Raw genomic sequence first — 24,731 nt, 5'->3', positions numbered from 1 at the left:
GCCGATCCTAGCCGCCTTTGAGAAGCGTGGGAGCCACCCACCAGTGCGGATATTGCGATTTCAGCGTATCGGCGGCGGCGACAAGGTCTGCGCGGGTCTCAAACAGGCCAAAACAGCTCGCGCCAGAGCCGGACATACGGCTGAGCGCGCATCCCGGCAGTCCCCTGATCGCGTCCAGTACACCTTCAATTTCAGGGATCAGGCCGATGGCCGGGGCTTCGAGGTCATTGCGGCTATTATTGCGCAGCCAGGCAATCATTTCAGGCGGGTGTTCAAAGGCCGGCAGGTCCAGCGGCGAGAGCCCCGGATTGCCGCTCGCCTCGTCAAAAGCCCTGAAAACCGGACCCGTCGGACAGGCGATGTTCGGATTCACGAGAAGCGTCGGCAGGTCCGGAAGGCCGCTGACCGGTTTGATGACTTCGCCTTCGCCCTGCATCCTGCAGGCCTGCGATACATAGGCGGCGGGCACATCCCCGCCGAGACTGGCAGCGAGCGTCCAGGCAATCTGGTCGGTGATCGTACCGAGCTTCACCAGCTGTCGCAGCATCGCCCCTGCATCGGCAGAGCCGCCCCCAAGACCGCCCGCAACAGGGATGTTCTTGTAAAGGGTAATGGCAAGCGGCGGCACGCGCAGGCCGCGGACCGCGCAGGCCGACAGCGCTTTCAGGACGAGGTTTTCGCTGGTCGCAAGGTCGGGCGAAGCGAAGGAGCCGTCAATCTGCAGGCTGAGGCTGGTCGCGCGCCGCGCTTCGACCCTGTCAGAGGCTTCGGGGCCCGCGAACATGACGAGGCTATCCAGCGGATGCCGGCCATTTTCCTTTACGGCTCCGACATGGAGCAGGAGGTTTATCTTGGCCGGAGCCAGCATCAGTTATCCCGGCTGGCCGCCTGCGTTTCAGGACCGGTGAGCATCTTGCGCTCAATCTTCCGGATTTCCTGCTCGTCATCATTAAGGAGCGTGAGCGCCTTTTCCCACTGGAAGCGCGCTTCGGTCCGCCGGCCCGTCATCCAGTAGGCATCGCCCAGATGATCGATGATCTCGGCAAGGTCAGGCTCAATCTCAGCGGCGAGCTCCAGATAATAGACCGCCTGATCAAAGTCGCCGAGCTTGTAATAGCCCCAGCCAAGGCTGTCCGTGATGGCGCCGCTATTCGGGCGCAGCGAAAGCGCCTGACGGATAAGGTCCATACCGCGCTCAAGGTGGAGGCCGCGATCCACCCAGCTATAGCCAAGATGGTTGAGAACTTCCGGCGAGGACGGGTTCAGCGCCTTGGCCGTCAGGAAGTCGGTTTCAGCGTCAGGCCAGTTGCCGAGGCGCTCATTGAGCGTGCCGCGTGCATAGTAAAGCCGCCAGTCACCAACGCCCAGTGCTTCGTCGCCAGAGATGACTTCGGTGAAGGCGGTGAGCGCTTCCTCGTCAGCCTCGAGCGAGGTGAGGAGGTCAGCAATCTGGATCTTGAGGTCGCGTTCCGGATCTTCCGACAGCGTTTCGATGGCAAGGCTCAGCGCTTCCTCATCGTTGCCGGCGCGGTGCAGGGCCCAGGCAAGCTGGCCAATGGCCGTCACATGATAGGGCGAGGCATCCGGAATGGCGCGCAACATGTCGATGGCGTCGCCGCTGCGGCCTGACCGGTCCAGCGCATCGGCAAAGAGGGCGCGGGCGGCATGCAGCTGGGGATCAAGTTCGAGCGCGATGGAATAGTAGACACCGGGCAGGTCGTCAGTGGACTGCGCGGCGAGTGCGGCAGCAGGCACATAGATGGAGAGCGCTGCGCCTTCTGCTGCGCTAAGGCGCTTTACCGGAAGGTCTTCACCGGCAGCAATCCGGTTCAGCGTGTCTTCGATGGCAGGGCTGTAGCCGACCTGTTCGAGATAGACTGACAATACGTTGATCGCGTGTGCTTCTTCCCCGCGGCTGGCCAGCAGGCGGGCATAGCTTTCGGCAGCGGCTGCGGTGAGCGCGAGGTTCTCCTCAAGAACGCCGAGCGTCTCCAGCGCCTGTACATCCTGACTGGCTGCGATTTCCATCAGCGCCAGCGAATTCAGCATGATGTCGCGCAGATACGGGTCTTCGCCTGCTGCATCGAGTAGCGTGAGCTCAGCCGGTCCAACGTCGCCTTTGCCGAACAGGGCCCATGCCTCAAGCGAACCGAGCACGAGCGCGTAAAAAGGGCCGGACCGCTCTCGGGTCGTCAGGGCAGGCACAGAGTCATAGTCGCCAGAGGAGATGGCATGCGCTGCCAGTGTCAGGCGCGGCAGACTCGATTGGCCGAGCACGGTTTCATCAGCGCTTTTCGACACCGACAGCGCGAGGTCAAAATCATTGGCAAGCAATGCCGAAAAGACCGCGCGCTCAGTGATGGAGGTATCGCCTGTATCAGACAGTGCGACACCGGCATAGCGTTGCGCGGCCTGCTGCGGATCGTTCGTCAGGGATGCATAGCGGGCGATCAGGAAGTCGCTGAACTCATTCGTCGACGCGACGGCTTCTGGCTCTGCCACCTTTTCGGTCGCTGCCGTTTCAGAGCTCTGGAAGCGTTCGGACAGGGCAAGCCCATAATCAGGCATGGACGAACACCCGGCGAGAAACACCGAAGCGGCGGTCAACACAGCTGAAAGATGGCGCTTTTTGATCATGATCCTACGCAATATCCGGCCTGGAACTTTACCATACCCGGCCTGACCGGACTTTCCTAGGAAAACCGGGTCACATTACCGTCATGCAATGTGGACAAGTGATCAGATGTCCTGGCGGTTCACTTCCTGGTCGTCGCCGAGCGAAATGTCAGGCAGGGGCTGCTTCTCTGGTGGCGGGCCCTCAAGGCCATTTTCCAGCTTCCGGGCGAGGTTCTGGCGAGTCTCCTCGCGGGGGTAGTCCGTTAGGGCGCGTTCCCACGCAGCGCGGGCTTCATCTTCGCGGCCAAGATGCCAGTAGATATCGCCAAGGTGATCCTCGATTTCCCAATGGGTATTTGGCTCAAGCAGGCGACGGGCGAGCTCAATATAGCGGGCCGCGCCTTCCAGGTCGCCAAGCCGATAGCGTGCCCAGCCATAGCTGTCAGCAATATAGGGGTCATTCGGCGCGAGCGCATTGGCGCGGGCGAGGACGCGGTAGGCTTCAGAATACTGGTCGGTGTTCTCGATCAGGAAATAACCGAGCGTATTCAGCATGTAAGGGTCATTGGGCCGGCGCAGCGCTTCGGCGCGAATAAGCTGTAGCGCCTCGTCCACCTGGCCTGCATCCGCCATCGCATTGGCAAGTGCCATGCGCCGCTCATGCGTATCGTCCAGTTCGCGCGCGGCTTCGGCATGGAAGAGGGCGCGTTCGAAATTGCCGAACTGGGAATAGATCGTCGCGCTGGTGGAATGGGCGCTGGCCTTTTCAGCATCCGTTTCGGCAAGGTCCGGCGTCGTCTCAGCCAGCTCACTCGCGCTTTCCTGTTCGCCAAGGAGGGCGTAGATCAGCATGGCGCTGGAGGTCGTGCTCAGCTTTTCGTCTTCGTCGGCAAGTTCAAGCGCGCGATCAAGGGCGGTGCGGGCCTCATCTGCCTGCTCCATCCGGACATAGGATTGCGCTTTGGCAAGCTGCAGCGAGGCCGTCTCTTCCGGCGCGACTTCCGCGACATGAAGGGCGGATTCAAACAGCGTCTCGTCGTAAAGGTCGGCAATCACTGCGAGGCGCAGGTCTTCATTGTCCGGGTCGATGAGAAGGGCAAGCTGGTCAAAGGCAGCCTTGGTATCGTCGAAACCTGACGCCTGCTGGCCTGCAAAGGCTGACCGGATCATCCGCTGATAGGCGAGGGCCAGCGAATAGTCCGCCATGGTGCGGGCGAAGGCGGTGTCCACATCCAGCGCTTCATCGTCGAGGCCGCGGCCGGTTTCTATCTGCTCGATGGCGGCAGCATAAGTGGCGGCGCGTTCAGGTTCTGCTTCGGCGAGGCGCTGGTAAAGTTCCACCGCTTCTTCCACGCGGCCAAGACGGCGCAGGAGCAGGGCCTGGCGCGAGATGACGAGGCGCACATGGCTGAAGATGATCGACTGCGGATCGAACTGGTGTTCGGGCGCTTCGATCTCTGACGGGGTGATGGCGGAATAGACGGCAAGGGCTTCTTCCTCGCGGCCTGCTGCTTCCAGCATGGCGGCGAGAGAGAGGTCACCGGTCAGACCCGGCAGCCGCGATCCGACCTCAAGTTCAGCATCGACGGCCGCGTCAAAGTCGCCTTCAAGCGCAAGGTACCAGGCTTTCAGGAAGCCGCCGAGCAGCGCGAGCTCTGCACTTTCCGCCGCTACATCCGCGAGGTCCCGGGCGCGTTCATAATCTTCGGCAGCAGCGGCATCGATGGAGCTGATGGCAGAGGCGAAGGGGACGTTGGAATCGTTACGCTCAATGCTGAGCTTCATGGCGGCGACGAAGGCGGCCATGTCGCCAGCTTTCACAGCATCGCCGGGGGAGGCATAGGCGAGCGGGCCAACAGGGGCGCCGCCGGGGCCGCGCACAGCGGTGGCGAGGGCGGCGTCAGAAAGCTCGAAATCATTCGCCGTTTCGGGGCTAATGCCCAGAATTTCATACTTTTTCGCGTTCACTGCGGCCTGGTCAGCCTCAGAGATCTCAAAGGTCTGTTCCGGCGTGGTTTCCACGGTCGCGCAGGCGGCGAGCGCGAGTGCGGAGAGGGCGACGGCTGAGGTCTGATGGAACTTCATGCGGCAATCCTTTCGGGATTATCGGCCTTCAAGCTAGAACGGGTTTGCCGACTGACCACCGGTGTTTTGACGGTGCAGTGGCGGTGTATGGACGGTGTTTCTGCCGGTGTCGCAGAATGCAGATTTGAGCCGCGCGCGGATATCAGCTGACGCGCCGGATACAGAAGTCGGCAAGCTCACCAAGAAGGGTACGCCATGGCGTATCCGGCAGCGTCGATAGCGCGGACTTTGCGAGACCGACATAGGCCTCAGCTTCGGCAATCGTCGCCTCGGCAGCACCGGTCGTGCGGATAAGATGGATCGCGCGGGCGAGGTCGCCTTCTTCCTGCTGGTCGAGGTCGAGCGCGCGGGCCCAGAAAGCCTGGTCTTCGGCGCGGCCTCGGCGGCGAGCGATAATGACGGGCAGGGTGATCTTGCCTTCGCGAAAATCGTCGCCGACGACCTTGCCGATCACCGAAGTCGTGCCGCCATAGTCGAGGACGTCATCGACGATCTGGAAGGCGAGACCGAGATTCTTGCCATAGCTGGCGAGTGCGGCTGCGTGATCTGAACCGCCGCCAGAAATTGCGCCAGCGCGGGCAGCCGCTTCGAAGAGGGCAGCGGTCTTGGCTTCGATGATGGCGAGGTAGTCTTCGGTCGGAAGGTCGGGCTTGCCTTGCGCGGCGAGCTGGCGAACTTCGCCCTCTGCGATCACCGAAGAGGCGTTGGAGAGGATATCGAGGATTTCCAACGAGCCGGTTTCCACCATGAGCGTGAATGCGCGCGCGAACAGGAAGTCGCCAACGAGGATTGAGGCAGAATTTCCCCAGATTGACTTTGCGGCGGGTTTGCCGCGGCGAAGGTCGCTCTCATCGATTACGTCATCGTGCAGCAAAGTGGCGGTGTGGATGAACTCAACCGCAGCGGCCAGCGAATGGGTCGATGGATTGGCCGTGCCGACAGCCTGCGCGGCGGCGAGCGTGATCATCGGGCGCAGGCGTTTGCCGCCAGCCGAGACGATATGCTCGGACATGGCAGGGATAATATCGACGGGGCTTGCAGCCTTGGCGTTGAGCAGGGTCTCAACCGCGGCGAGGTCCTTTTCGAGCATGCCGCTCAGACGTTCGACGACGGATGACCGGCTGGAAGTTTCGCGCGCTGTCGCTGGTGTGGTCACAAAGATTTCCTGCTAAGCTCAATTGACTAGGTCATATGCATACGAATACGTCCGCGGTCCAGCGATGCGGTACAGGACCGCAGCAGTGAAGGGACATGGCATGGAAGAAGTGTTCCGCACCAATGACCCCGTCAAGCTGAGCTATATCAGACATCTGCTTTCCGAGGCCGGAATCGAGGTTTTCGTGCTCGATGAGCACACCGCCTATATCGATGGGCGCGGCCCTCTGGTGCCAGTGCGCGTGGTGGTGCACGAAGATGATGCAGACGACGCCCGGCGCGCTCTAAGTGAACTGGACCAGGATGGTTGAAGGCGAGGTCACTGAAGACGCCTTCCTTGGCGGGCTGGTGAAAGTCTACCAGCCACGGCGCGGATTTCGCGCCGGAACGGACAGTGTTCTCCTGTCGGCTGCGCTCGATCCTGAAATGACCGGCGATGCGGCCGAGTTTGGCTGCGGGGCAGGCGGGGCGCTCCTGCCGGCAGCTTACCGCCTCAAGAAAATGCGCTTCACCGGCTATGAGCGTGATGTGCGTCTTGCGGGGCTTGCCCGTCTCGGCGTTGAAGCGAACGGTTTTGGCGAGCGCATGTCGATCGAGCTTCAGGATGTGGGCGAGCTGTCCGACGCCATCGAGAACCGCTTTGACCTCTGTTTCTCCAACCCGCCTTTCTTTCGCGGCGGGTCGATCACCTCTCCCGGCGAGGGCAAGGCCGACGCCTATCTGGAGACGGTGCCGCTGAAAGACTGGATCGGGCGGATGCTGCACGTGTTGAAGCCGAAGGGCCGCTTCGTGATGATCCACCGCGCCTCAGAGCTTGCGCGCATCCTGTCCCTGATCGAGCGGCGCACCGGCCAGATCGAGGTCCTGCCTGTCCGATCCTTCCCGGGTGAGGATGCCAAGCGCGTGATCGTGCGGGCCCGCAAGGGGCTGCGGTCCGGGCCGATGCGGCTGCTGCCAGGGATCAACATCTATACCGGCAAGGGCGGTGAGCGGACCGAACTTCTGGAACGTATTGCGCGGTCCGAGGCCGGGCTGGACTGGAGTTAGCATGCGGTGCCCGCGTGGTTCGGCTTCGCTCACCATGCGGTGCCCGCGTGGTTCGGCTTCGCTCACCATGCGGGCATTCTTTCCGTCAGCAGAACTTCTGCTGCTTGTCGCTGGCCCGGACGGCCGTGCCGCAGTTGCGAATTCGGGCAGGTGGCGCTAGGCGGAGTGACCAGAACCACGACGCCAACTCAACCGGCTGAGCCCTAGCATGACTGCACCCGTTGCCCGCGAGAAACCCGCTTCCTTTCAGGACCTGATCCTGCGCCTGCAAGCCTATTGGGCCGCGCAAGGCTGCGCGATCCTGCAGCCTTACGACATGGAAGTTGGCGCAGGTACGCTGCACCCGGCGACCGTGCTGCGTGCGCTGGGGCCGAAGGACTGGCGCGCTGCCTATGTGCAGCCATCGCGCCGCCCGGCCGATGCGCGCTATGGTGAGAACCCGAACCGGCTCGGCCATTACTATCAGTATCAGGTGATCCTGAAGCCGAACCCGGCTGACCTTCAGGACCTGTACCTCAACTCGCTCTACGAGATCGGCATCGACCCGACCGTCCACGACATCCGCTTTGTCGAGGATGACTGGGAGAACCCGACCGTTGGCGCCTGGGGGCTTGGCTGGGAAGTCTGGTGCGACGGGATGGAAGTCAGCCAGTACACCTATTTCCAGCAGGTCGGCGGGCTTGATGTCTTCCCGGTTTCGGGCGAGCTGACCTACGGCCTCGAACGCCTCGCCATGTATGTGTTCGGCGTCGACAATGTCTACAATCTGCCATTCAACGATCCGGCCTCGCAGACTCCGCTCTCCTATGGCGATGTCTTCCTGCAGAACGAGATCGAGCAGTCGGCCTTCAACTTTGAACTGGCCGATGTGGAGATGCTGCAGACCTGGTTCTCGGGCTGTGAGAAACAGTCAACGGCGCTTCGCGAAGCGGGCAAGCCGCTGCCAGCCTATGATTATGCGCTGAAAGCCAGCCACGTCTTCAATCTGATCGATGCGCGCGGCGCGATTTCGCCAACAGAGCGTCAGGCCTTCATCGCCCGCGTGCGCGATCTTGCCCGCGGCGCCGCCGAGAAATGGGCTGAGCAGGAAGCAGAACGCGCGGCCGTCTAGGGCGCGGCAGGTGAGCGGCGCACGGGCGCCGGACCTTCAGGAGAAAGCCATGACCAGGTCTGGTTCAAACACGAAGAACGCCATCCTCCTTGGGGGCATCATCATGCTGGTCGCTGCCTGCGGCGGAGACCGTGCGCAGCCCGAAGCGACGAATGAATTCAAGAAATCAGTCGAGGAGCCGTCCCCGCAAGTCCAGCAGGTCGCAGACCGGGACCCGCAGGCGCTTGAAATCCGCACGATGCACGCGCCGGACACTGACGCCTATTGCACCTTCACGCAGGCTGCCCACACATTCGTCTATGATGACCCGGCAACCTGGCGCTTTGTTTTCCTGAGTGAGCCAGCTGGCGAGACCCCGTCAGCGCGCATCAAGATCAATGATGAGGAGCTGGCCTTCCAGCGCGCCGACCGCACGACAGATGATGAGGGGCTGCAAACCTGGCGCTTTCGCTCTGAAGACCGGCGCATCCTTGTTGAGATGAAGCTGAAAGAGGCTGAAAGCGGCCCTGAGAACACCGATTACACCGGCACGATGGCGATCATAGAGCCGACGACAACCGAACGAATGCGCATCAAAGGCAGTTGCGGCGTCTAGGAAGCTGCGCCATCCCTGCCCACTGATTTTTCTGGCCCCCTGAATTTCCGGACCGACCCGCTTATGGCTGAACTCCTTCTTGAACTCTTTTCCGAAGAAATCCCGGCGCGCATGCAGGCGAAGGCCGAGGCTGACCTGCGCGATGCGCTGACCAAGGGGCTGGGCGAGGCGGGCGTCGAGTTTGGCGATGTGGTTGCCCGGTCCGGTCCGCGCCGTCTGATGGTGGCGATTTCGGGCCTGCCGGAGAAGTCGGCCGATGTCAGCGAAGAGAAGAAGGGCCCGAAGACCGATGCGCCGGAAAAGGCGATCGAGGGATTCCTGCGCGGAGCAGGGCTCTCCTCGATCGATCAGGCCGAGGTGCGGAGCGACCCCAAGAAAGGCGATTTCTATGTCGCCGTGCGCGAAATCCCGGGTCGTCCGCTGGAAGACATCATTGCAGGGCTCGTGCCAGAGATCGTGCGCGGCTTTCACTGGCCGAAATCCATGCGCTGGGGCCGCGGGGAGCTGCGCTGGGTGCGCCCGCTGCAACGCATCCTTTGCGTCTTCAATGGCAAGACGGTCGAGTTTGAGATCGACGGCCTGAAATCGGGCAATGAGACCGAAGGCCACCGCGTCCACGGGCGGGGGCCGTTCAAGGTCTCTTCCTATGCTGAATACAAAGAGACGCTGCAGGAGAAGGGCTTCGTCGCCATCGCCCGTGAGGACCGCCGCCTCCTGATCGAGGAACAGGCGCAGATGGTCTGCGCGCAGGCGGGGCTGGAGCTGGTTGAGGACAAGGGTCTTCTGGAAGAGGTGACGGGCCTTGCCGAATGGCCGGTCGTCATTCTGGGTGAAATGGACCCGGCCTTCCTGTCGCTGCCGCCGGAAGTTGTGCAGCTGTCGATGCGCACGCACCAGAAGTATTTCGCTGTGCGCGACCCGAAAACGGGCGAGCTTGCACCGAACTTTGTCGTGGTCGCCAATATCGAAGCCAGCGATGGCGGCAAGGCGATTGCGGCAGGCAACTCCCGTGTCCTGTCAGCACGTCTAGATGATGCGCGCTTCTTCTGGGAGCAGGACAAGGCGACCCCGCTGGAAAAGATGGCCGAGAAGCTCGCGACCATCGACTTCAAGAAGGAGCTGGGCACGATTGCAGACAAGGTGGAGCGGGTGGCCGCGCTGGCGCGTGAGCTTGCGCCGAAGGTTGGCGCTGACCCGGACATGGCTGAACGCGCGGCGCGCCTTGCGAAGGCTGACCTCGTCTCTGGCATGGTGGGGGAGTTCCCTGAGCTGCAGGGTGTGATGGGGCGCTACTACGCTCTGGAACAGGGCTTGGCCCCCATCGACCCGCATTCGCGGGCCACTTCCCCCGCAGGCGGGGGAAGAAGCGCCGACGCTGATGGAGTGCCATCCTCCCCCGTGGACGGGGGAGGTGCCCGGCAGGGCGGAGGGGGGCTGCTGAGCGGTCTCGCCGAAGATAATGTCCGCAAGATCGCCGACGCCATCGGCGACCACTACAAGCCGCAAGGGCCTTCTGATGCCGTACCGACTGAGCCGGTCGCGATTGCTGTCGCGCTCGCCGACAAGCTCGATACGCTGGTCGGTTTCTGGGCGATTGATGAAAAGCCGACAGGGTCGAAGGATCCGTTCGCGCTCCGCCGCGCGGCGCTGGGTGTGGTGCGGATTGTGCTGGAAAATGGCGTTCGGCTTCGACTGGCGCCAATGATTGTCGCTCAGTACGAGCTAGAGCTCTTCGCTATTGAACAGCAGAAGTACAATAAGCAGTTCGATGCAGCATCGAAAGCTGAGGCGGATTCTGACCTGAGTGGGCTGATCGAGATGGTCACTGACAATTCGATGTCCATCGTCGATGAGATTATCTTTGGTTCGGATGCGAAGCTCCAAGCTTGGTCGCATTCGAAAGACCTCCTCGCCTTCTTCGCTGACCGTCTCAAACAATACCTCCGCGACCAGGGCGCGCGCCATGACCTTATCGATGCCGTCTTCGCGCTGGGCGAGGATGACCTCGTCCTAATCGTGAAGCGCGTCGAGGCGCTGGCGGCGTTCCTTGAGACCGAGGACGGTGCGAACCTGCTTGCGGGCTACAAGCGCGCGGCGAACATTCTGAAAGCCGAAGAGAAGAAGGATGGCGCCGCCGTAGAGGGTGATGTTGATGCCTCCCTGTTCGAGCAGGAAGAGGAGCGCGCGCTTCACACCGCCATCGAGACGGCCGTCTCGCGCGCCGATGCCGCGTTGGAGGCGGAAGACTTTGAGGCAGCGATGGCAGCGCTTGCGGAACTTCGCGGGCCGGTCGACGCGTTCTTTGACGGCGTGACGGTGAATGCCGACGACGAAAAGCTTCGCGCGAACCGTCTTCGCCTGCTCACATCGATTCGCGCTGCGCTGTTCTGTGTGGCCGATTTCTCGAAGATTGCGGGCTGATCCGGAGAGGCAGAAGGTCGCAAGGGCGCCATGGTCATTATCGTGTTTATCGTCGGCGTGATCGTCTTTGTCGGCTATTGCCTGATCAATATGCCTTCCGGGCAGGCACGCGCGATCTTCGATGCACAGGGGCGCGGCCCCGACGTCATTTCTGACAGTGACCGGGCCTATGTGGCTGATCTTTACGGTCGTTTCGGCACAAGAGACTTCAAGTTGAAAGAAATCCGGGAAAAAAGGCTGAATCCGGACATTGCGGAACGCTTCGGCGTGACTCCTGCAAGGCTTGACGATACGCAGGCGCTTGGCGTGAGACTACCGCAGTTAAATTTACTGGTTTCCTTTGAACCGGGGCGATATCGCCTTACAGAGGATGCCGCACGACTGGCCACTGGCCAGACAGGCAGGACAGAGACTGGAGAATGAAAGTCATGGGTGACACCGCTCAGCAAATGTCGAAGGAAAAATGGGTCTATTCCTTCGGCGGGGGATCGGCAGACGGCAATACCTCGATGAAGAACCTGCTGGGTGGCAAAGGCGCCAACCTTGCCGAGATGGCACGGCTTGGCCTGCCAGTGCCGCCGGGCTTTACCATCACCACCGCTGTCTGCACCGCCTATTACGATAATGGCGAAACCTATCCGGGCGGCCTCGATGCGGAAGTCGATGCGGCGCTGAAAGCTGTCGAGGCCGAATCCGGCAAGACGTTCGGCGACGCTGACAATCCGCTGCTGGTTTCCGTGCGCTCTGGTGCGCGCGCGTCCATGCCGGGCATGATGGACACGGTCCTCAACCTCGGCCTGTCCGAAGTCACTGTCCAGGGCCTCGCCAAGAAAGCCGGTGAGCGGTTCGCCTATGACAGCTATCGCCGCTTCATCCAGATGTATTCCAACGTCGTCCTCGGCGTGAAGCATGACGTCTTCGAGCACATTCTCGACGACTATAAGGAGCGTCAGGACTATCAGCTCGACACCGAGATGACGGCTGACGACTGGAAGGAAATCATCGTCCAGTACAAGGCGGCGGTGAAGAAGCAGCTCGGCAAGCCATTCCCGGATGATCCGCGCGAACAGCTCTGGGGCGCGATCACGGCTGTGTTCGGCTCGTGGATGAATGACCGCGCGATCCTCTATCGCAAGCTCAACGACATTCCGGCCGAATGGGGTACGGCGGTGAACGTCCAGTCCATGGTGTTCGGCAATATGGGCGACACCTCGGCGACCGGCGTTGCGTTCACCCGCGACCCGTCCACCGGTGAGAAGACCTTCTATGGTGAGTTTCTGATCAATGCGCAGGGCGAGGACGTCGTTGCCGGCATCCGCACGCCAGCACCGATCTCCCGCTCGCGCGCCGATGCGCTTGGCTCTGATGAGGCGCCGCTCGAAGAGGCGATGCCGAAAGTCTATGAAGAGCTGGTGGCTGTCGCCGACACGCTGGAAGCGCACTACCGCGACATGCAGGACATCGAGTTCACGGTCGAAGACAACAAGCTCTACATGCTGCAGACCCGTAACGGGAAACGCACGGCTGCTGCTGCGCTTAAGATCGCGGTCGACATGGCCGGCGAAGGTCTCATCAATGAGGAAGAGGCGGTTCTGCGCCTGATGCCGGGCCAGCTCGACCAGCTGCTGCACCCGACCATCGCACCGGATGCCAAGCGCGACGTCATCGTGAAGGGCCTGCCAGCCAGCCCCGGCGCGGCTGTCGGCAAGGTCGTCTTTGATTCCGATGAGGCCGCAGAGCTCGCCGAGAAGGGCGAAGACGTCATCCTGATGCGCGTCGAGACCAGCCCGGAAGACATTCACGGCATGCATGCGGCGCGCGCCATCGTCACGTCCCGCGGTGGCATGACCTCGCACGCCGCCGTTGTGGCCCGCGGCATGGGCCGTCCTTGTGTCTGCGGTGCAGGCACTCTGCAGATCGACCCGGCCAAGGGCGTGTTCCGTTCTGGCGGACGTGAGTTCAAGAAGGGCGACGTGGTCACCATTGACGGCGCTGAAGGCGAAGTGCTCGTCGGCGCGATCGACATGGTCCAGCCGGACCTGTCGGGTGACTTCGGCAAGCTGATGGAATGGGCAGACCGTGCGCGCCGCCTGAAAGTGCGCACCAATGCCGAAACGCCAGCAGACGTCGAGACGGCCAAGAATTTCGGCGCAGAAGGCATCGGCCTCTGCCGCACAGAGCACATGTTCTTCGATGCAGAGCGTATCCCTGTCGTGCGCTCCATGATCCTGGCGGAAAACAAGAAGGGTCGTGAAGCGGCGCTTTCCAAGCTGCTGCCAATGCAGCGCGGCGACTTCGCAGAGATCTTCCGCATCATGGAAGACCGCCCGTGCACGATCCGCCTGCTCGATCCGCCGCTGCACGAATTCCTGCCGCACTCGGAAGACGAGATGGCGGAAGTCGCCAAGTCCGCCGGTGTCAGCGTCGAGACGCTGAAGCGCCAGGCAGACGAGCTGCATGAGAGCAACCCGATGCTCGGCCACCGTGGCTGCCGCCTCGGTATCACCTATCCTGAAATCTACGAGATGCAGGCTCGTGCCATCTTCGAAGCGGCCGTCGAGGTCGCCAAGGAAACGGGCTACAAGCCAGTCCCGGAAGTGATGATCCCGCTGGTCGCGACGCAGAAGGAGCTCGATATCCTGAAGGCCAAGGTCGATGCAACGGCAAAGGCTGTCTTCAGCGAGACGGGCACTGAGCTTGACTACATGGTCGGCACGATGATCGAGCTGCCACGCGCAGCCCTTCAGGCCGGTAAGATCGCAGAGTCGGCGGCTTTCTTCTCATTCGGGACGAACGACCTGACGCAAACGACGCTCGGCATCTCCCGCGATGACGCTGCGCGCTTCCTCAAGGCCTATGAGGAGCAGGGCATCTACGAGAAAGACCCGTTCGTGACGCTGGACCAGACCGGCGTGGGCGAGCTTGTCCAGATCGCGACCGAACGCGGCCGCAAGACCCGCCCAGATATCAAGCTTGGTATCTGCGGCGAGCATGGCGGCGACCCGGCTTCGGTCATGTTCTGCGACAGCCTCGGTCTCGATTACGTGTCGTGCTCGCCTTACCGCGTGCCGATCGCCCGCCTTGCCGCGGCGCACGCTGCGCTCAGCAAGTAAGACCCGCTTGCCCGAATCGAAAATCGGGCAGGTGAACGCCAGAAGCGGTGCCGGGGGAACTGTGTTTTCCCGGCAACATGCCTTTTTTCGCAGCGTGCCTGCGACTTTGTCGTTCCACTTCGGAAGCTGCTGAAAATCCAGAAGATTTCTATGCGTCGGAGACCCGATCCATTTATTGGCGATCTGGTCAGGTTCCATTCATAACGGAAATGTAAGTCTTTACCGCGACGATATCGTTGATATAGCCGCCCGTCGTCCAATATCGAGACCGGATGGAATACCGGCATCAGGCAGCAGGTACGGGCCAAATTCGGCCCTAATCTTGCGGTCATAGAAGACTGAGCCGGGTTTAAGAGGGGGACAGAAATGTCACTCAGGACCAGACAACAGAGTTCGCAATTCATTGCGAACACTTCGCTTCGCGCGCGGGCCCGCCGTTGGTGGCTTGCAAAAAGCGATGCTGAACAACGCTCCGCGATTTCGCGCGCGGCGATGGTGTGTGCCTGCGCATTCGGCCTGACCTTTGCGCTGCCAACGATTTCTTCTGCCAATACGCAGAAAGAGGCCGAAGCCGATTTCCGTGAGCAGACGCTGCGTTTTGCCCAGGCAAAAGACGCTGGCGATGCCGTTCGCGCTGACCCGGCCGCGCCAGCGGTGATGCAGCATGAATGGCTGCGCAATGTCGAATATTCGCTGGAGCGCGACCCGGATTCTGCGACCAACCGCTATGGCGCGCTGGAGCGTGACGCGGCCGTCCTCGCAGGCATGAAGAGCTTTGAGCCAGCACACCTCAAGCGCGCTGAAGAAATGAGCACGCAGATGAAGTGCCTCGCTGAGGCGGTCTATTATGAGGCGCGCTCGGAATCGACGCAGGGTCAGATTGCCGTTGCCGAAGTCATCATGAACCGCGTTCGCGATCACCGGTATCCAAATTCCGCTTGTGGCGTCGTCTATCAGGGCGCGACACGGACCACGGGCTGCCAGTTCACCTTCACCTGTGATGGCGCCATGGCGCGCACCCCGCGCGGCTCGCGCTGGGAAGCAGCAAAGTCCATCGCGGCTCACGTCTATCTCGACCTTGATGAGCCACGAACGGGCGGCGCAACGCACTATCACGCGACCTATGTGAACCCGGTCTGGAATTCCGGCCTGATTCGCACCTCGCGCATTGGCACGCACATCTTCTACCGTTTCCCGCGCGGCGCCGAATGGGCGAGCGCAAAAGCGGCAGAACGTGCACGTATTGCGATGGCGCGGACCGAAGAGGGCGGCGCTGACGCGACCATCATGACGATCGACACGCCGACCACGACGCAAGACCTCAACGCACAGTCGCTGAACGTCCTCAGCCCGGCTCCATAAAGGCGCTATATGTCCGCGACCCAGCTTTTCGAAGCCGTAGACACCTATATCAACAGCCTGTTCGCCGCTGACGACGAGATCCTGTCACGCGCGGTTGAGCGTGCGCGCAAGGCTGGTCTGCCGGAAATTCAGGTTTCATCGGGCCAAGGCAAGCTGATCTATCTGCTGGCCAAGATGATTGGCGCAAAGCGTATCCTCGAGATTGGCACGCTGGGCGGCTATTCGACTGTCTGGCTTGGACGCGCCCTGCCAAAAGATGGTGAACTCATCTCGGTCGAGCTTGATGCGGCCCATGTCACCGTGGCGCGTGAGACGGTGAAAGATGCGGGCCTGTCGGAAAAGGTTGAGATCATCGAAGGGCGCGGCCTCGACGAGATGCGCGCGCTTGAGCCAAGCTTTGATCTCGTCTTCCTGGATGCCAACAAGGACGGCTACCCCGCTTATCTGAAGCAAGCCAAGCGCCTGCTGCGGAAGGGCGGCCTGATCGTGGCCGACAATGTCGTGCGTGAAGGCGCGGTGCTGGAGCCGTCACAGGTCGATCCGAATGCGATTGGCGCGGCGGCTTTCAATCAGGCGCTCGCCAGTGATCCCGATCTTGAAGCGATTGTCCTTCAGCAGGTCGGCATCAAGGGCCATGACGGCCTCGCTATCGCCCGCGTGAAGGACTAGGCCGCGGGCCTAGTCTCGCGGCGGCAGATTCTTCATCAATTGACGACGCAGACGCCCCGGAATGAAACGCTGGGCGAACCGTACCTGTTGGGCGCGCTTGCCCGCCATGTAGTGGACCTCTTCGCCGTGGGCCGCGTCCCAGGCGCGTTCAGCGGCCAGTTCCACCGGATAGACTTCCTGGCCCTGGTCACGCAGCTCATCGCTCACTTTGGCATTGGTGCGGTCACCAGAGAACATGTCGAGGATCGGCGTATCGATGAGCCATGGCATGAGGCTCGTCACGCGGATGCCCATATTGGAGAACTCAACATCCAGCGCTTCTGTCAGGCCGCGAACGGCGAACTTGGTCGCTGAATAGACCGCCATTTGCGGTCCGCCGACGACGCCCGCCGCAGATGCCGTGTTTACGATGCGCGCGCCTGGCGTGTTGCGGAGGAGCGGCAGCGCCGCGCCCACACCATTCAGCACGCCTTTGACGTTGATATCGACCATGAGGTCGTTGTCGTCGCCAGAGATGGACTCAAACCAGCCATGCCGCGCTATACCGGCATTGTTGAACAAGACGTCGAGCTTGCCGCCAGTGGCCTCAGAGAAATGATCCATGCCCGCGGCCCAGTCCTCACGGGAGCGCACATCCAGCTTTTTCCAGACGCAATTTTCGACACCGATTTCCTGAGCGAGGGTTTTGAGGCCCATCTCATCGATATCGTACAGTCCGACAAACCAGCTGCGCTCAGCGAACAGCTTTGCGGTTGCCTTGCCAATCCCGGATGCGGCCCCGGTGACGAAAATACTCTTGCGGCCTGCTGCCTTGTTCATCTGAACGCTCCTCCCCGGGTTCCTGCCTCTTGTCGATTGCGAGGCCGGTGTTCGCAGCGCGTAACTCAGGCCACGTCGAGGCCAACGTCAAGGTTTGACGCTGAGTGAGTGAGCGCGCCGACCGAGATATAATCAACACCCGTTGACGCGATGGCGGCCACTGTGTCGAGGTTCACACCGCCAGACGCTTCGGCCTTGCAGGCCCCGTTGATCATGGCGACGGCCTTCTTCAGCGTATCGGTGTCCATATTGTCGAGGAGGACGGCATGCGGCTTGTGGGGCAGGGCCTCTTCAAGCTGGACCAGCGTATCGACCTCAATCTCGACCATGCGCAGGTGCCCGGCATAGGCGTGGGCACGTTTCAGCGCTTCCGGGATCGAGCCGCAGGCGGCGATATGGTTGTCCTTGATCAGGATCGCGTCATCGAGACCATAGCGATGCGAGGTTCCGCCGCCGCAGCGCACGGCGCGCTTTTCGACGGCGCGGTGGCCAGGCGTCGTCTTGCGCGTGCAGACAATCGTGGCACTCGTGCCAGCAACTTTTTCGACGAATGTGCCGGTCAGGGTCGCAATGCCCGAGAGGCGGCCGATGAAGTTCAGCATGGTACGCTCTGCGGTCAGGATGGAGCGGGCCGATCCCGACAGGGTCGCGATGACGGCGCCCGGCTCCAGCTTGCCGCCATCATCAATCGAGATGTCGAGCGAGACGGACGGGTCGACCAGTTTCAGCGCATAGGCGGCAGCATCCATGCCCGCCAGAATCCCTGGCTTACGGGCGCGAATCTGCGCGCTCATCTCTGTGCCGGGAGGGATGGTGGCGTCCGTGGTCAAGTCACCGGCGCGGCCAAGGTCTTCGGTCAGGGCGAGCCGGACGATTGGGTCAAGGACGAGGTCTGGTAGTGGCGGAGGGGCAGGCATCAGACGGCCTCCTTTGCAAGCGGGCGCGAAGGCGTTTCAAGGAATGAGCGGGAGGCGGCAGGCGCCGTATCCGGGAAATCGCTGCGGAAGTGGCCGCCGCGGCTCTCCTCGCGGGCGAGCGCGGCGGAGGCGATCAGCCGGGAAGCCTGAAGCGCGTGAACGGGGCCGTGTGTCTCGATCTGCTCATCGATCATGGCGACAAGCTCCCGAAGGTCCTTGCCATTGCGCACGACCCCGCACTTCGAGGCCATGGCCCGGCGGAGCGAGAGGAGGGCGTCCGGCGCAAGTTCATTGGGGACGTCAGCGCGCGAAGGGCCGGGATTACCAAGTTCGCTGGCGGTCAGGCGTTCGGCAATCCGTGCGGCGAAGACAACGGCTTCGAGCAGGGAGTTCGAGGCAAGCCGGTTTGCGCCGTGGGCGCCGGTCGACGCGCACTCGCCGCAGACGGAGAGGCCATCGAGCGAAGAGCGGCCCCAGGTGGAGGAGACCACGCCGCCCATATGGTAGTGCGCGGCAGGCGCGACCGGAATCGGGGCCTCGCGAGGATCAATTCCTGCAGCCATACAGGCGGCAAAAACGGTCGGGAAATGGGCCGGAAAAGCGTCGCCAACGGCTTCCGTGGCGTCTAGGAATGCGCCGCGGCCTGCCTTGATCTCAGAGTCGATGGCGCGGGCGACCTCATCGCGAGGGGCGAGCTCTGCCTTCCTATGATAGCGCGCCATGAACAGGTCACCCTTGCCATCGCGCAGGACGGCACCTTCGCCGCGTAGCGCTTCGGTGGCGAGCGGGGCTGGGTCGAGGCCGACATCCATGGCGGTCGGGTGGAACTGGACGAACTCTGTGTCTGCAACCAGTGCACCAGCGTTCCAGGCCATGGCGAGCGCGTCGCCGCGCGATTCGGGTGGGTTTGTCGTGACGCGGAACAGGCCACCAGAGCCGCCCGTGCAGAACACGGTTTCGCGGGCCGTCATCGGGTTGAGATTGCCCTTGGCGTCGCGTGCGATGACACCGGCGATGCGGCCATTGTCGTCCTGTAGCAGGCCAACCGCGCGGTAGGGCTCAACAAGCTCGATATGGCTGCTGGCCTGCACGGCCGTCGTCAGCGCGCCCATGATGGCCTTGCCGGCGAGGTCACCTGCAACGCGGGCCACGCGTGGGACCGAATGCGCCGCCTCCAGCGAGAGCGACAGGGCGCCTTCGGGTGTGCGGTCAAAAGGAACGCCAAGCTCGATGAGGTCCAGCACGCGGGCGGGGCCTTCTTCAGCGATGAGCTGCGCAATCACCGGATCGACGAGACCTGCTCCAGCCGCAACCGTATCACGGGCATGGGCGTCGGCGGTATCGAGCGGGTCGAGGGCTGCGGCAAGCCCGCCCTGGGCCCATGCAGAGGAGGCCGCTTCGCCAAGCGGGGCAGGTGCAATGACGGTGCATTTGCGGGGGGCGAGGCGCAGGGCGAGGAACAGGCCTGCGAGGCCTGCGCCCACGATCAGAATATCGCGGTCACCAGCCGGCGGGCCGGCTTTCAGCAAACGGGTGTGCGTCATGTTCTAGCGTCCCCGGCGGCTCAAGAAATGGCCCCGTCGGCGCGCTGCCAGACGGCGGGGTAGATGTCGGCGCCAACAAGGACACCGTCCATGCGGGAGTCGGACTCGATGCGCAGCTGGAAATTGTCCGGCGTGTAGAAGGCGGACGGTTCGCCCTGCAGGAAATTCTGGATCTCGGAACGCACGGTGAGCACATCCTCCTCGACGCTCGCGCGGCAGCTCTGCTCGACCACATAGGTGACATCGATGGCAGGGCAATCCTGGCGGGCGGTCAGCTCACAGCCATATTCGCCTTCGGTCTCGGTTGGCATGAGGCGCGCCTGACCATCGAAGGTGCAGGCTTCATTGAGATCGGCCTCGAAGACCCATATCCCGGCGAGGACGGGTGGAGCCTTGAGCGTCTCTTCCTGTCCGAAGGCAGCAGGGCCGGTGGCCAGCGCGAGCGCGCCGATCAGAAGGGCGGCGCGGGCGCGGATCATGAAATGCCTTCCTCGGCGCGGATAAACTCAACCGGCGCAGTCGCGGCAGAGACGAGCGAGCCGTACATGCGCCGCGCGTCCTGAACGGTCAGCGCGAAATTGTCGGGGACGTAGACGAGACCTTCGGCTTTCGACTCAACGAACTGCTCAATCTCTGAGCGGATCGAGACCTGATCGTTGAACCGGCGGGCCTTGCAGCTCTGTACCACGACAGAGCGGCCCCACATGGAGCAGACCTCAACGGCGGTCAGCTCACAATTGTAGAGGCCCGCGTCGGGGTGAGGCGTCAGGCGCATTGTGCCGGACATGATGCACTGACCCTCACGGTAGGGCTTGGTCTGGAAGGTCCAGTTGCCGAGCACGTCGCCGGGATCGCTCTTGCCTGAATCCTGCGCCGTGGCGGCAGGGCCTGCGGCAAGCAGGGCAATCGTCAGGCAGGCAAGTCGCAGGCGGCTCAGCATGGAGGCTCTCTTCGTCTCATTCGTCCAGAAAAGACCGCCGAAGCGGCCACTTCAAGGCGTCAGGCCGGCGAAATAACTTCGATCTCACGTGGGGCGAGGCCGGTTTCGAAGGCGAGTGGCTTGTCGGTCTTCGGCAGGGCCAGCATCGCATCGATCGCTGCTTTCGCTTTCACGCGCATCTCTTCGTCAATCTCGACTTCATGCTTCATCTCGATGAGGCAGTCGAGGATGTTCTCGAGCGTGATGCGCTTCATATGCGGGCAGAGATTGCACGGACGTACGAAATTCACGCCGGGGTTCTCTGCGGCGACATTGTCGCTCATCGAGCACTCGGTCAGGAGCACGACCTTGTTCGGGCTGTTGTCCTGCACATAGCTGGCGAGTGCCGAGGTTGAGCCTGCAAAGTCTGCGGCCTGAAGCACATCTGGCGGGCATTCCGGGTGGGCCAGGATGACGACGCCCGGATGGGCTTCGCGCAGCTGGTTCACATCATCGGCGCTAAAAAGCTCATGCACTTCGCAGGCCCCCGGCCACGTGATGATCCGGATATCGGTCTGTGCCGCGACGTTCTTGGCAAGGTACTGGTCCGGCACGAGGATGACCGTGTCGGTGTCCCATTCCTTGGCGATGGCTTCGACCACCTGCGCGGCGTTCGAGCTGGTGCAGGTGATGTGACACTCAGCTTTCACGTCCGCGGTCGTATTCACATAGGTGACGACCGGATAGTCAGGATAGCGCTGCTTGATCAGGCGCACATCTGCGCCAGTGATCGAGGCGGCGAGCGAACAGCCTGCTTCCATGCTCGGGATGAGCACTGTTTTCTCAGGCGCGAGGATCTTGGAGGTTTCTGCCATGAAGTGGACGCCAGCCTGCACGATGATATCGGCTTCGACAGCCGCCGCCTCACGGGCGAGCTGGAGGCTGTCACCGCGGAAGTCACCGACGAGGCGGAAAATGTCCGGCGTCATGTAGTTGTGCGCAAGGATGACCGCGTTTTTCTCTTCTTTCAGGCGATTGATTTCCGCGACAAGCGGCGCAATCGCAGGCCATTCCATCGGCGTGATGAAATCAGACACGAGCGGGTAGAGATCATCGGTCTTCGCCTTGATCTCATCTGTGTAGGCAAGGCCGCGCGCTTCTGCTGCGTTCTTTGCGCGGATCGGCGTCGGGGTCGGGCAACCCGGTCCTGAATCGATCAATCTAGCCATATCGTGTCCTCCACGCTTTTGCTCAATATGAGCATTACTTGGTTATGCGTAAGCCGGATTTCAAGTCTTTCCGCGAGGAAAAGGAGAAATCTGACCCTGCCCAGCCCTTTTAGGCACGGTGAGCAAAAGGCCAATTAGTCCACGCATCCTGGCATGGCAAGGCCCATGTCACTTTTGCGACAATATGGAGCTGACCGCCCGGTCCGTCAGTCGCCTTACCAGTAAGGTCCTGCCGTCAGTTCTGAAGCCGTTGCTGATACCAGGTCTCGACATCGATCTCGACGAGTTCAAGGGGACGTGGCCCGCCCGACAGGATAACCGCATTGAAAGAGGCTTCATCAAAGCGCGCACCAAGCACAGCCTCGGCGCGGGTGCGCATATCGAGGATGCGGTTGCGGCCTGCGAAGTAGGAGATGGCCTGGCCGGGCCAGACAAGATAGCGGAGCACTTCGCGCTCCATCTGGCTGCGCGGCATACCGGTCGTCTCAACCAGATAGTCGACAGCCTGCTGATGCGACCATCCGCGCGAATGAAGCCCGGTATCCGCCACAACGCGTGCGGCGCGGAACAGGATGGACTGCAGATAGCCGAGCCGTCCTAGCGGATCGTCGGCATAAAGCCCCGCACTATCGGCGAGGTCTTCGGCATATGTCCCCCAACCTTCGCCAAACGAGACATCCCAGATCATCTGACGCAGTAGCGGATTGCGGGTCTGGGTCGTCAGCGTGCTTTCGGTGTGGTGTCCTGGCACGCCCTCATGTGCAGCAAGCGTTGCCAGCGAGAAGGGCGGCCATTCTTCGCCCTGGCCGAGATTGATCAGAAGCAGCCCCGGGCTCGTGCCGTCCGCGGTGGCGGGCGTGTAGATTGCGCCGGAATAGGTCGCCTCTTTCAGGGCAGGCATACGCGCAACGACTAGACTTTCATTCGGAGCATTCGCGACGAGGCGCGGCAGTGCTTCGGTTGCCTTCGACGCGGACTGGCGCAGCGTGTTCAGCACCTGGGGCCGCGTCTCGGCGTTTAGCGGCCGGGCTTGTCCGGGCGTCTCCGCCAGATAGGCAAGGCGCTCACCCACGGACCCGCCCGAGAGGCCCAGTGTTTCAAACTGCGCATCGATTTCTGCGCTGATCGTCTCGACGGCGCTTGCAGCTTCCTGATGCAGGAATTCCGGGTCGACATCCGGCGCAGCATAGAAGGCGAGAAGGTCGCGGTAATAGGCGTCCCCATCCTGAAGTGACGACATGCCCGCTTCCTGCGGCGCACGAAGCTTGAGGCGCGCTATCTCGTCAGCAAAGCCAATATAGGCCGGGATGATATCGTCGAGCATCGTGCGGGCAGCGGCTTCGCGGTAAGTGTTGGCCGACCGCCCGGTGTCGGCAGGAAGGCCGCTCACCACATTGCCGAATGTCTGGATCAGTGGGTGGGTCTGCACCGGCTGGCGCGCAAATTCGCGCAGGCGCGCTTCGAGTACTTCAAGAATGATGCGCGGAGGGATGACGCCGCTCTTCGCGTCCGACAGCAGGCGGCGCCGTTCATCCGCGATAGCGAAGGGAAGCGCAGCAAGGCGCGCGAGATAATCCTCTGCGTCCTCGTGAGAGCGAAGTGGCTGCGAACTGACAAGCAGATCAGGGACGTCCACCCATGCGCCGCTAATCTGATCGACAGCATAAGGTCGCGCGAGGCCCAGCGAGTAACGGCCATAACCGTAGGCTTCCAGCCGGGTGAGCGCCTCATAATGACTCGAAATCACATCCAGATGGCGGGCAAGTTCACTCTCTGACGGAATGTCCGGGGTCTGCAAGAGCCGGTTCAGGAGCTCAATTCGCAAGAGGCGCGTGCGTTCGAATCGCGCCTGCGAGCGATCGTCCAGCACATCATGGAAAGAGTTGCGGGCACTGTTCTCTTCCAGTCCAAGCCGGGTGGCGGTTTCTGGTGAGAGGGCCAGCTCGGCCTGGGCCGTATCCTCCATCACGCGGTTGATGTCGCGCACGGTCCGCCGGGCGATACCATCCTCATTCACAGCCGGGCCACAGGACACCGCCAGGCTGACCGCTGCGAGCGCCAAAACTGGACGCATTCTTGCAAGGCTGGGGACTGGTCTCATGAGGCGTGAAAATCCGCTTTCGATAGGCTGGCGTGAACCGGGCAGGGCAATAGCTGCTCGGCTGTTGTGAGCGTCTGGCTTATCCGGTAAACCGCGCCGGTCAATCAATGGAGTGTTCCCGTGGCAAATTCCCAGCCTGCCCAACCAAATGCCCTCAGCGGACAAGTGCTGTTTTACACCAATCCTCAGCCGCTCAATGCTGAGAATCATGCCGGTCTCGGCATCAAGCCGATCGAAAAGCCATTCTCATTTCTTGGCAAGGCACACGCTGTTCCTCTCACGGTAAACGAATTCGGGCTGGCCTCCACGTCTTACCCGATCATCTTCGTTGGCAAGGACAAGATGCCAATCGGCGCCATGGGTGTGCGCGACAATGAGAACCTCTACGTCAAGGACGGTGCGGTCGATCCGGACTTCTACATCCCGGCATTTGCCCGCCGTTACCCGTTCGTCTTTGCGAATGACAGCTCTCAGGAGCGCCTTGTTCTCTGTGTCGACCGCGATGCTGCCATGGTCTCCAACAAGCCGGAGATCCCGTTCTTCCAGGACGGTCAGCCTTCGGAATTCACCACGAATGCGATGAATTTCTGCCGCGACTTCGAAAGCCAGCGTCGCCGCACCGAAGAGTTCGTGAAAGAGATCGACAAGCTCGGCCTGTTTGCAGAGCGTGAAGCGACCTTCCAGCCGCGCGACAATAGCGGCAACAATATTGGCGATGCACAGGTCGTTGCGAAGTATTATGCGATCGACGAGCAGAAGGTGAACGCTCTTTCCGAAGAGAAGATCGCCGAGCTTCAGCGCAACGGCATGCTTGGTGCTATCCTCGCGCACAACATCTCGCTGCTGAACTGGTCCCGCGTGATCAACCGTGCCCTGCGTGCGCAGGAAGCAGACGCTGTCCAGCAGCCACAGGGCGGCTCCGACGGTCCAAGCCTTCAGATCTAGGCAAGGCCGCGAGAGGCAAGCAGCCTTTCGATGACGATTTCAGAAGGCCGGGCCTCACACAGGTCCGGCCTTTTTCGTTGATA

The 24,731-nt window shown here is 61.9% G+C and carries 21 protein-coding genes; 10 read left to right on the top strand and 11 right to left on the bottom strand.

The genetic code is table 11. From position 1 onward, the window contains the following. Positions 1-7 precede the first annotated feature (7 nt). The 4 genes from D1222_RS01370 to D1222_RS01355 all read right to left on the bottom strand — a co-directional run bounded on the left by D1222_RS01370 (position 8) and on the right by D1222_RS01355 (position 5,791). A complete protein-coding gene (locus D1222_RS01370) occupies positions 8-868 on the bottom strand; it encodes a 4-(cytidine 5'-diphospho)-2-C-methyl-D-erythritol kinase (RefSeq protein WP_119452449.1) in 861 nt (286 codons plus the stop codon). Continuing rightward, entirely contained in the window at positions 868-2,568 is a 1,701-nt protein-coding gene (locus D1222_RS01365) for a tetratricopeptide repeat protein (protein WP_182481832.1), read from the bottom strand. The genes D1222_RS01370 and D1222_RS01365 overlap by 1 nt, the downstream gene beginning before the upstream one ends. Before the next feature lie 171 nt (positions 2,569-2,739). Continuing rightward, positions 2,740-4,701, bottom strand: a complete 1,962-nt coding sequence (locus D1222_RS01360; protein ID WP_119452447.1) for a tetratricopeptide repeat protein — start codon at positions 4,699-4,701, stop codon at positions 2,740-2,742. 142 nt (positions 4,702-4,843) lie between these two features. After that, positions 4,844-5,791, bottom strand: coding sequence for a polyprenyl synthetase family protein (locus D1222_RS01355; protein WP_407646732.1), 948 nt, complete (start codon positions 5,789-5,791; stop codon positions 4,844-4,846). Between the two features lie 166 nt (positions 5,792-5,957). Between D1222_RS01355 and D1222_RS01350 the strand changes: the two genes are divergently transcribed. From D1222_RS01350 to D1222_RS01310, 9 genes are all read left to right on the top strand, one after another. Beyond that, on the top strand, positions 5,958-6,167 hold the full coding sequence (locus tag D1222_RS01350) for a putative signal transducing protein (RefSeq protein ID WP_119452445.1): 210 nt from the start codon (positions 5,958-5,960) through the stop codon (positions 6,165-6,167). Beyond that, a complete protein-coding gene (locus D1222_RS01345) occupies positions 6,145-6,903 on the top strand; it encodes a tRNA1(Val) (adenine(37)-N6)-methyltransferase (RefSeq protein ID WP_147371793.1) in 759 nt (252 codons plus the stop codon). The genes D1222_RS01350 and D1222_RS01345 overlap by 23 nt, the downstream gene beginning before the upstream one ends. Positions 6,904-7,111: 208 nt before the next feature. Then, entirely contained in the window at positions 7,112-8,014 is a 903-nt protein-coding gene (locus tag D1222_RS01340) for a glycine--tRNA ligase subunit alpha (protein ID WP_119452443.1), read from the top strand. A 49-nt stretch (positions 8,015-8,063) separates the two neighbouring features. Further along, a complete protein-coding gene (locus tag D1222_RS01335) occupies positions 8,064-8,609 on the top strand; it encodes a hypothetical protein (protein ID WP_147371792.1) in 546 nt (181 codons plus the stop codon). Between the two features lie 63 nt (positions 8,610-8,672). Next, positions 8,673-11,030, top strand: a complete 2,358-nt coding sequence (gene glyS / locus D1222_RS01330) for a glycine--tRNA ligase subunit beta (RefSeq protein ID WP_119452441.1) — start codon at positions 8,673-8,675, stop codon at positions 11,028-11,030. Between the two features lie 30 nt (positions 11,031-11,060). Continuing rightward, positions 11,061-11,453 (top strand): hypothetical protein, encoded by a 393-nt coding sequence (locus tag D1222_RS01325; protein WP_119452440.1) that lies wholly within the window; start codon positions 11,061-11,063, stop codon positions 11,451-11,453. A 5-nt stretch (positions 11,454-11,458) separates the two neighbouring features. Then, positions 11,459-14,143: a pyruvate, phosphate dikinase gene (gene ppdK, locus D1222_RS01320; RefSeq protein WP_119452439.1), complete on the top strand. Its 2,685-nt coding sequence runs from the start codon at positions 11,459-11,461 to the stop codon at positions 14,141-14,143. 366 nt (positions 14,144-14,509) lie between these two features. Beyond that, positions 14,510-15,505, top strand: a complete 996-nt coding sequence (locus D1222_RS01315) for a cell wall hydrolase (protein ID WP_119452438.1) — start codon at positions 14,510-14,512, stop codon at positions 15,503-15,505. Positions 15,506-15,514: 9 nt separating this feature from the next. Then, positions 15,515-16,174: an O-methyltransferase gene (locus D1222_RS01310; protein WP_119452437.1), complete on the top strand. Its 660-nt coding sequence runs from the start codon at positions 15,515-15,517 to the stop codon at positions 16,172-16,174. A gap of 9 nt (positions 16,175-16,183) precedes the next feature. Here the strand turns inward: D1222_RS01310 and D1222_RS01305 are convergent, their stop codons facing one another. From D1222_RS01305 to D1222_RS01275, 7 genes are all read right to left on the bottom strand, one after another. Next, entirely contained in the window at positions 16,184-16,993 is an 810-nt protein-coding gene (locus D1222_RS01305; protein ID WP_119452436.1) for an SDR family oxidoreductase, read from the bottom strand. Positions 16,994-17,058: 65 nt separating this feature from the next. Then, the gene (gene nadC / locus D1222_RS01300; RefSeq protein WP_119452435.1) at positions 17,059-17,910 is read right to left on the bottom strand and encodes a carboxylating nicotinate-nucleotide diphosphorylase; all 852 of its coding nucleotides are present in this window, start codon (positions 17,908-17,910) and stop codon (positions 17,059-17,061) included. Next, positions 17,910-19,454 carry an L-aspartate oxidase gene (locus D1222_RS01295; RefSeq protein ID WP_119452434.1) on the bottom strand — a complete coding sequence of 515 codons (1,545 nt, stop codon included), beginning with the start codon at positions 19,452-19,454 and terminating at the stop codon, positions 17,910-17,912. Before D1222_RS01295 ends, nadC begins: the two co-directional genes overlap by 1 nt. A 20-nt stretch (positions 19,455-19,474) precedes the next feature. Further along, on the bottom strand, positions 19,475-19,933 hold the full coding sequence (locus D1222_RS01290) for a hypothetical protein (protein WP_119452433.1): 459 nt from the start codon (positions 19,931-19,933) through the stop codon (positions 19,475-19,477). Further along, the gene (locus D1222_RS01285) at positions 19,930-20,394 is read right to left on the bottom strand and encodes a hypothetical protein (RefSeq protein ID WP_119452432.1); all 465 of its coding nucleotides are present in this window, start codon (positions 20,392-20,394) and stop codon (positions 19,930-19,932) included. Before D1222_RS01285 ends, D1222_RS01290 begins: the two co-directional genes overlap by 4 nt. A gap of 59 nt (positions 20,395-20,453) precedes the next feature. Then, a complete protein-coding gene (gene nadA / locus D1222_RS01280) occupies positions 20,454-21,602 on the bottom strand; it encodes a quinolinate synthase NadA (RefSeq protein WP_119452431.1) in 1,149 nt (382 codons plus the stop codon). A gap of 235 nt (positions 21,603-21,837) precedes the next feature. Further along, positions 21,838-23,676 (bottom strand): DUF885 domain-containing protein, encoded by a 1,839-nt coding sequence (locus D1222_RS01275; protein ID WP_182481831.1) that lies wholly within the window; start codon positions 23,674-23,676, stop codon positions 21,838-21,840. Positions 23,677-23,823: 147 nt separating this feature from the next. Between D1222_RS01275 and D1222_RS01270 the strand changes: the two genes are divergently transcribed. Further along, the gene (locus D1222_RS01270) at positions 23,824-24,648 is read left to right on the top strand and encodes a SapC family protein (protein ID WP_233348457.1); all 825 of its coding nucleotides are present in this window, start codon (positions 23,824-23,826) and stop codon (positions 24,646-24,648) included. The last annotated feature ends 83 nt before the right edge of the window (positions 24,649-24,731 follow it).

Origin of the sequence: Henriciella algicola, assembly GCF_003576245.1 — a bacterium.
Classification (GTDB): Bacteria; Pseudomonadota; Alphaproteobacteria; order Caulobacterales; family Hyphomonadaceae; genus Henriciella; species Henriciella algicola.
The sequence above is the reverse complement of the archived record's forward strand: the minus strand, read 5'-3'. Positions and strand labels throughout refer to the sequence as shown.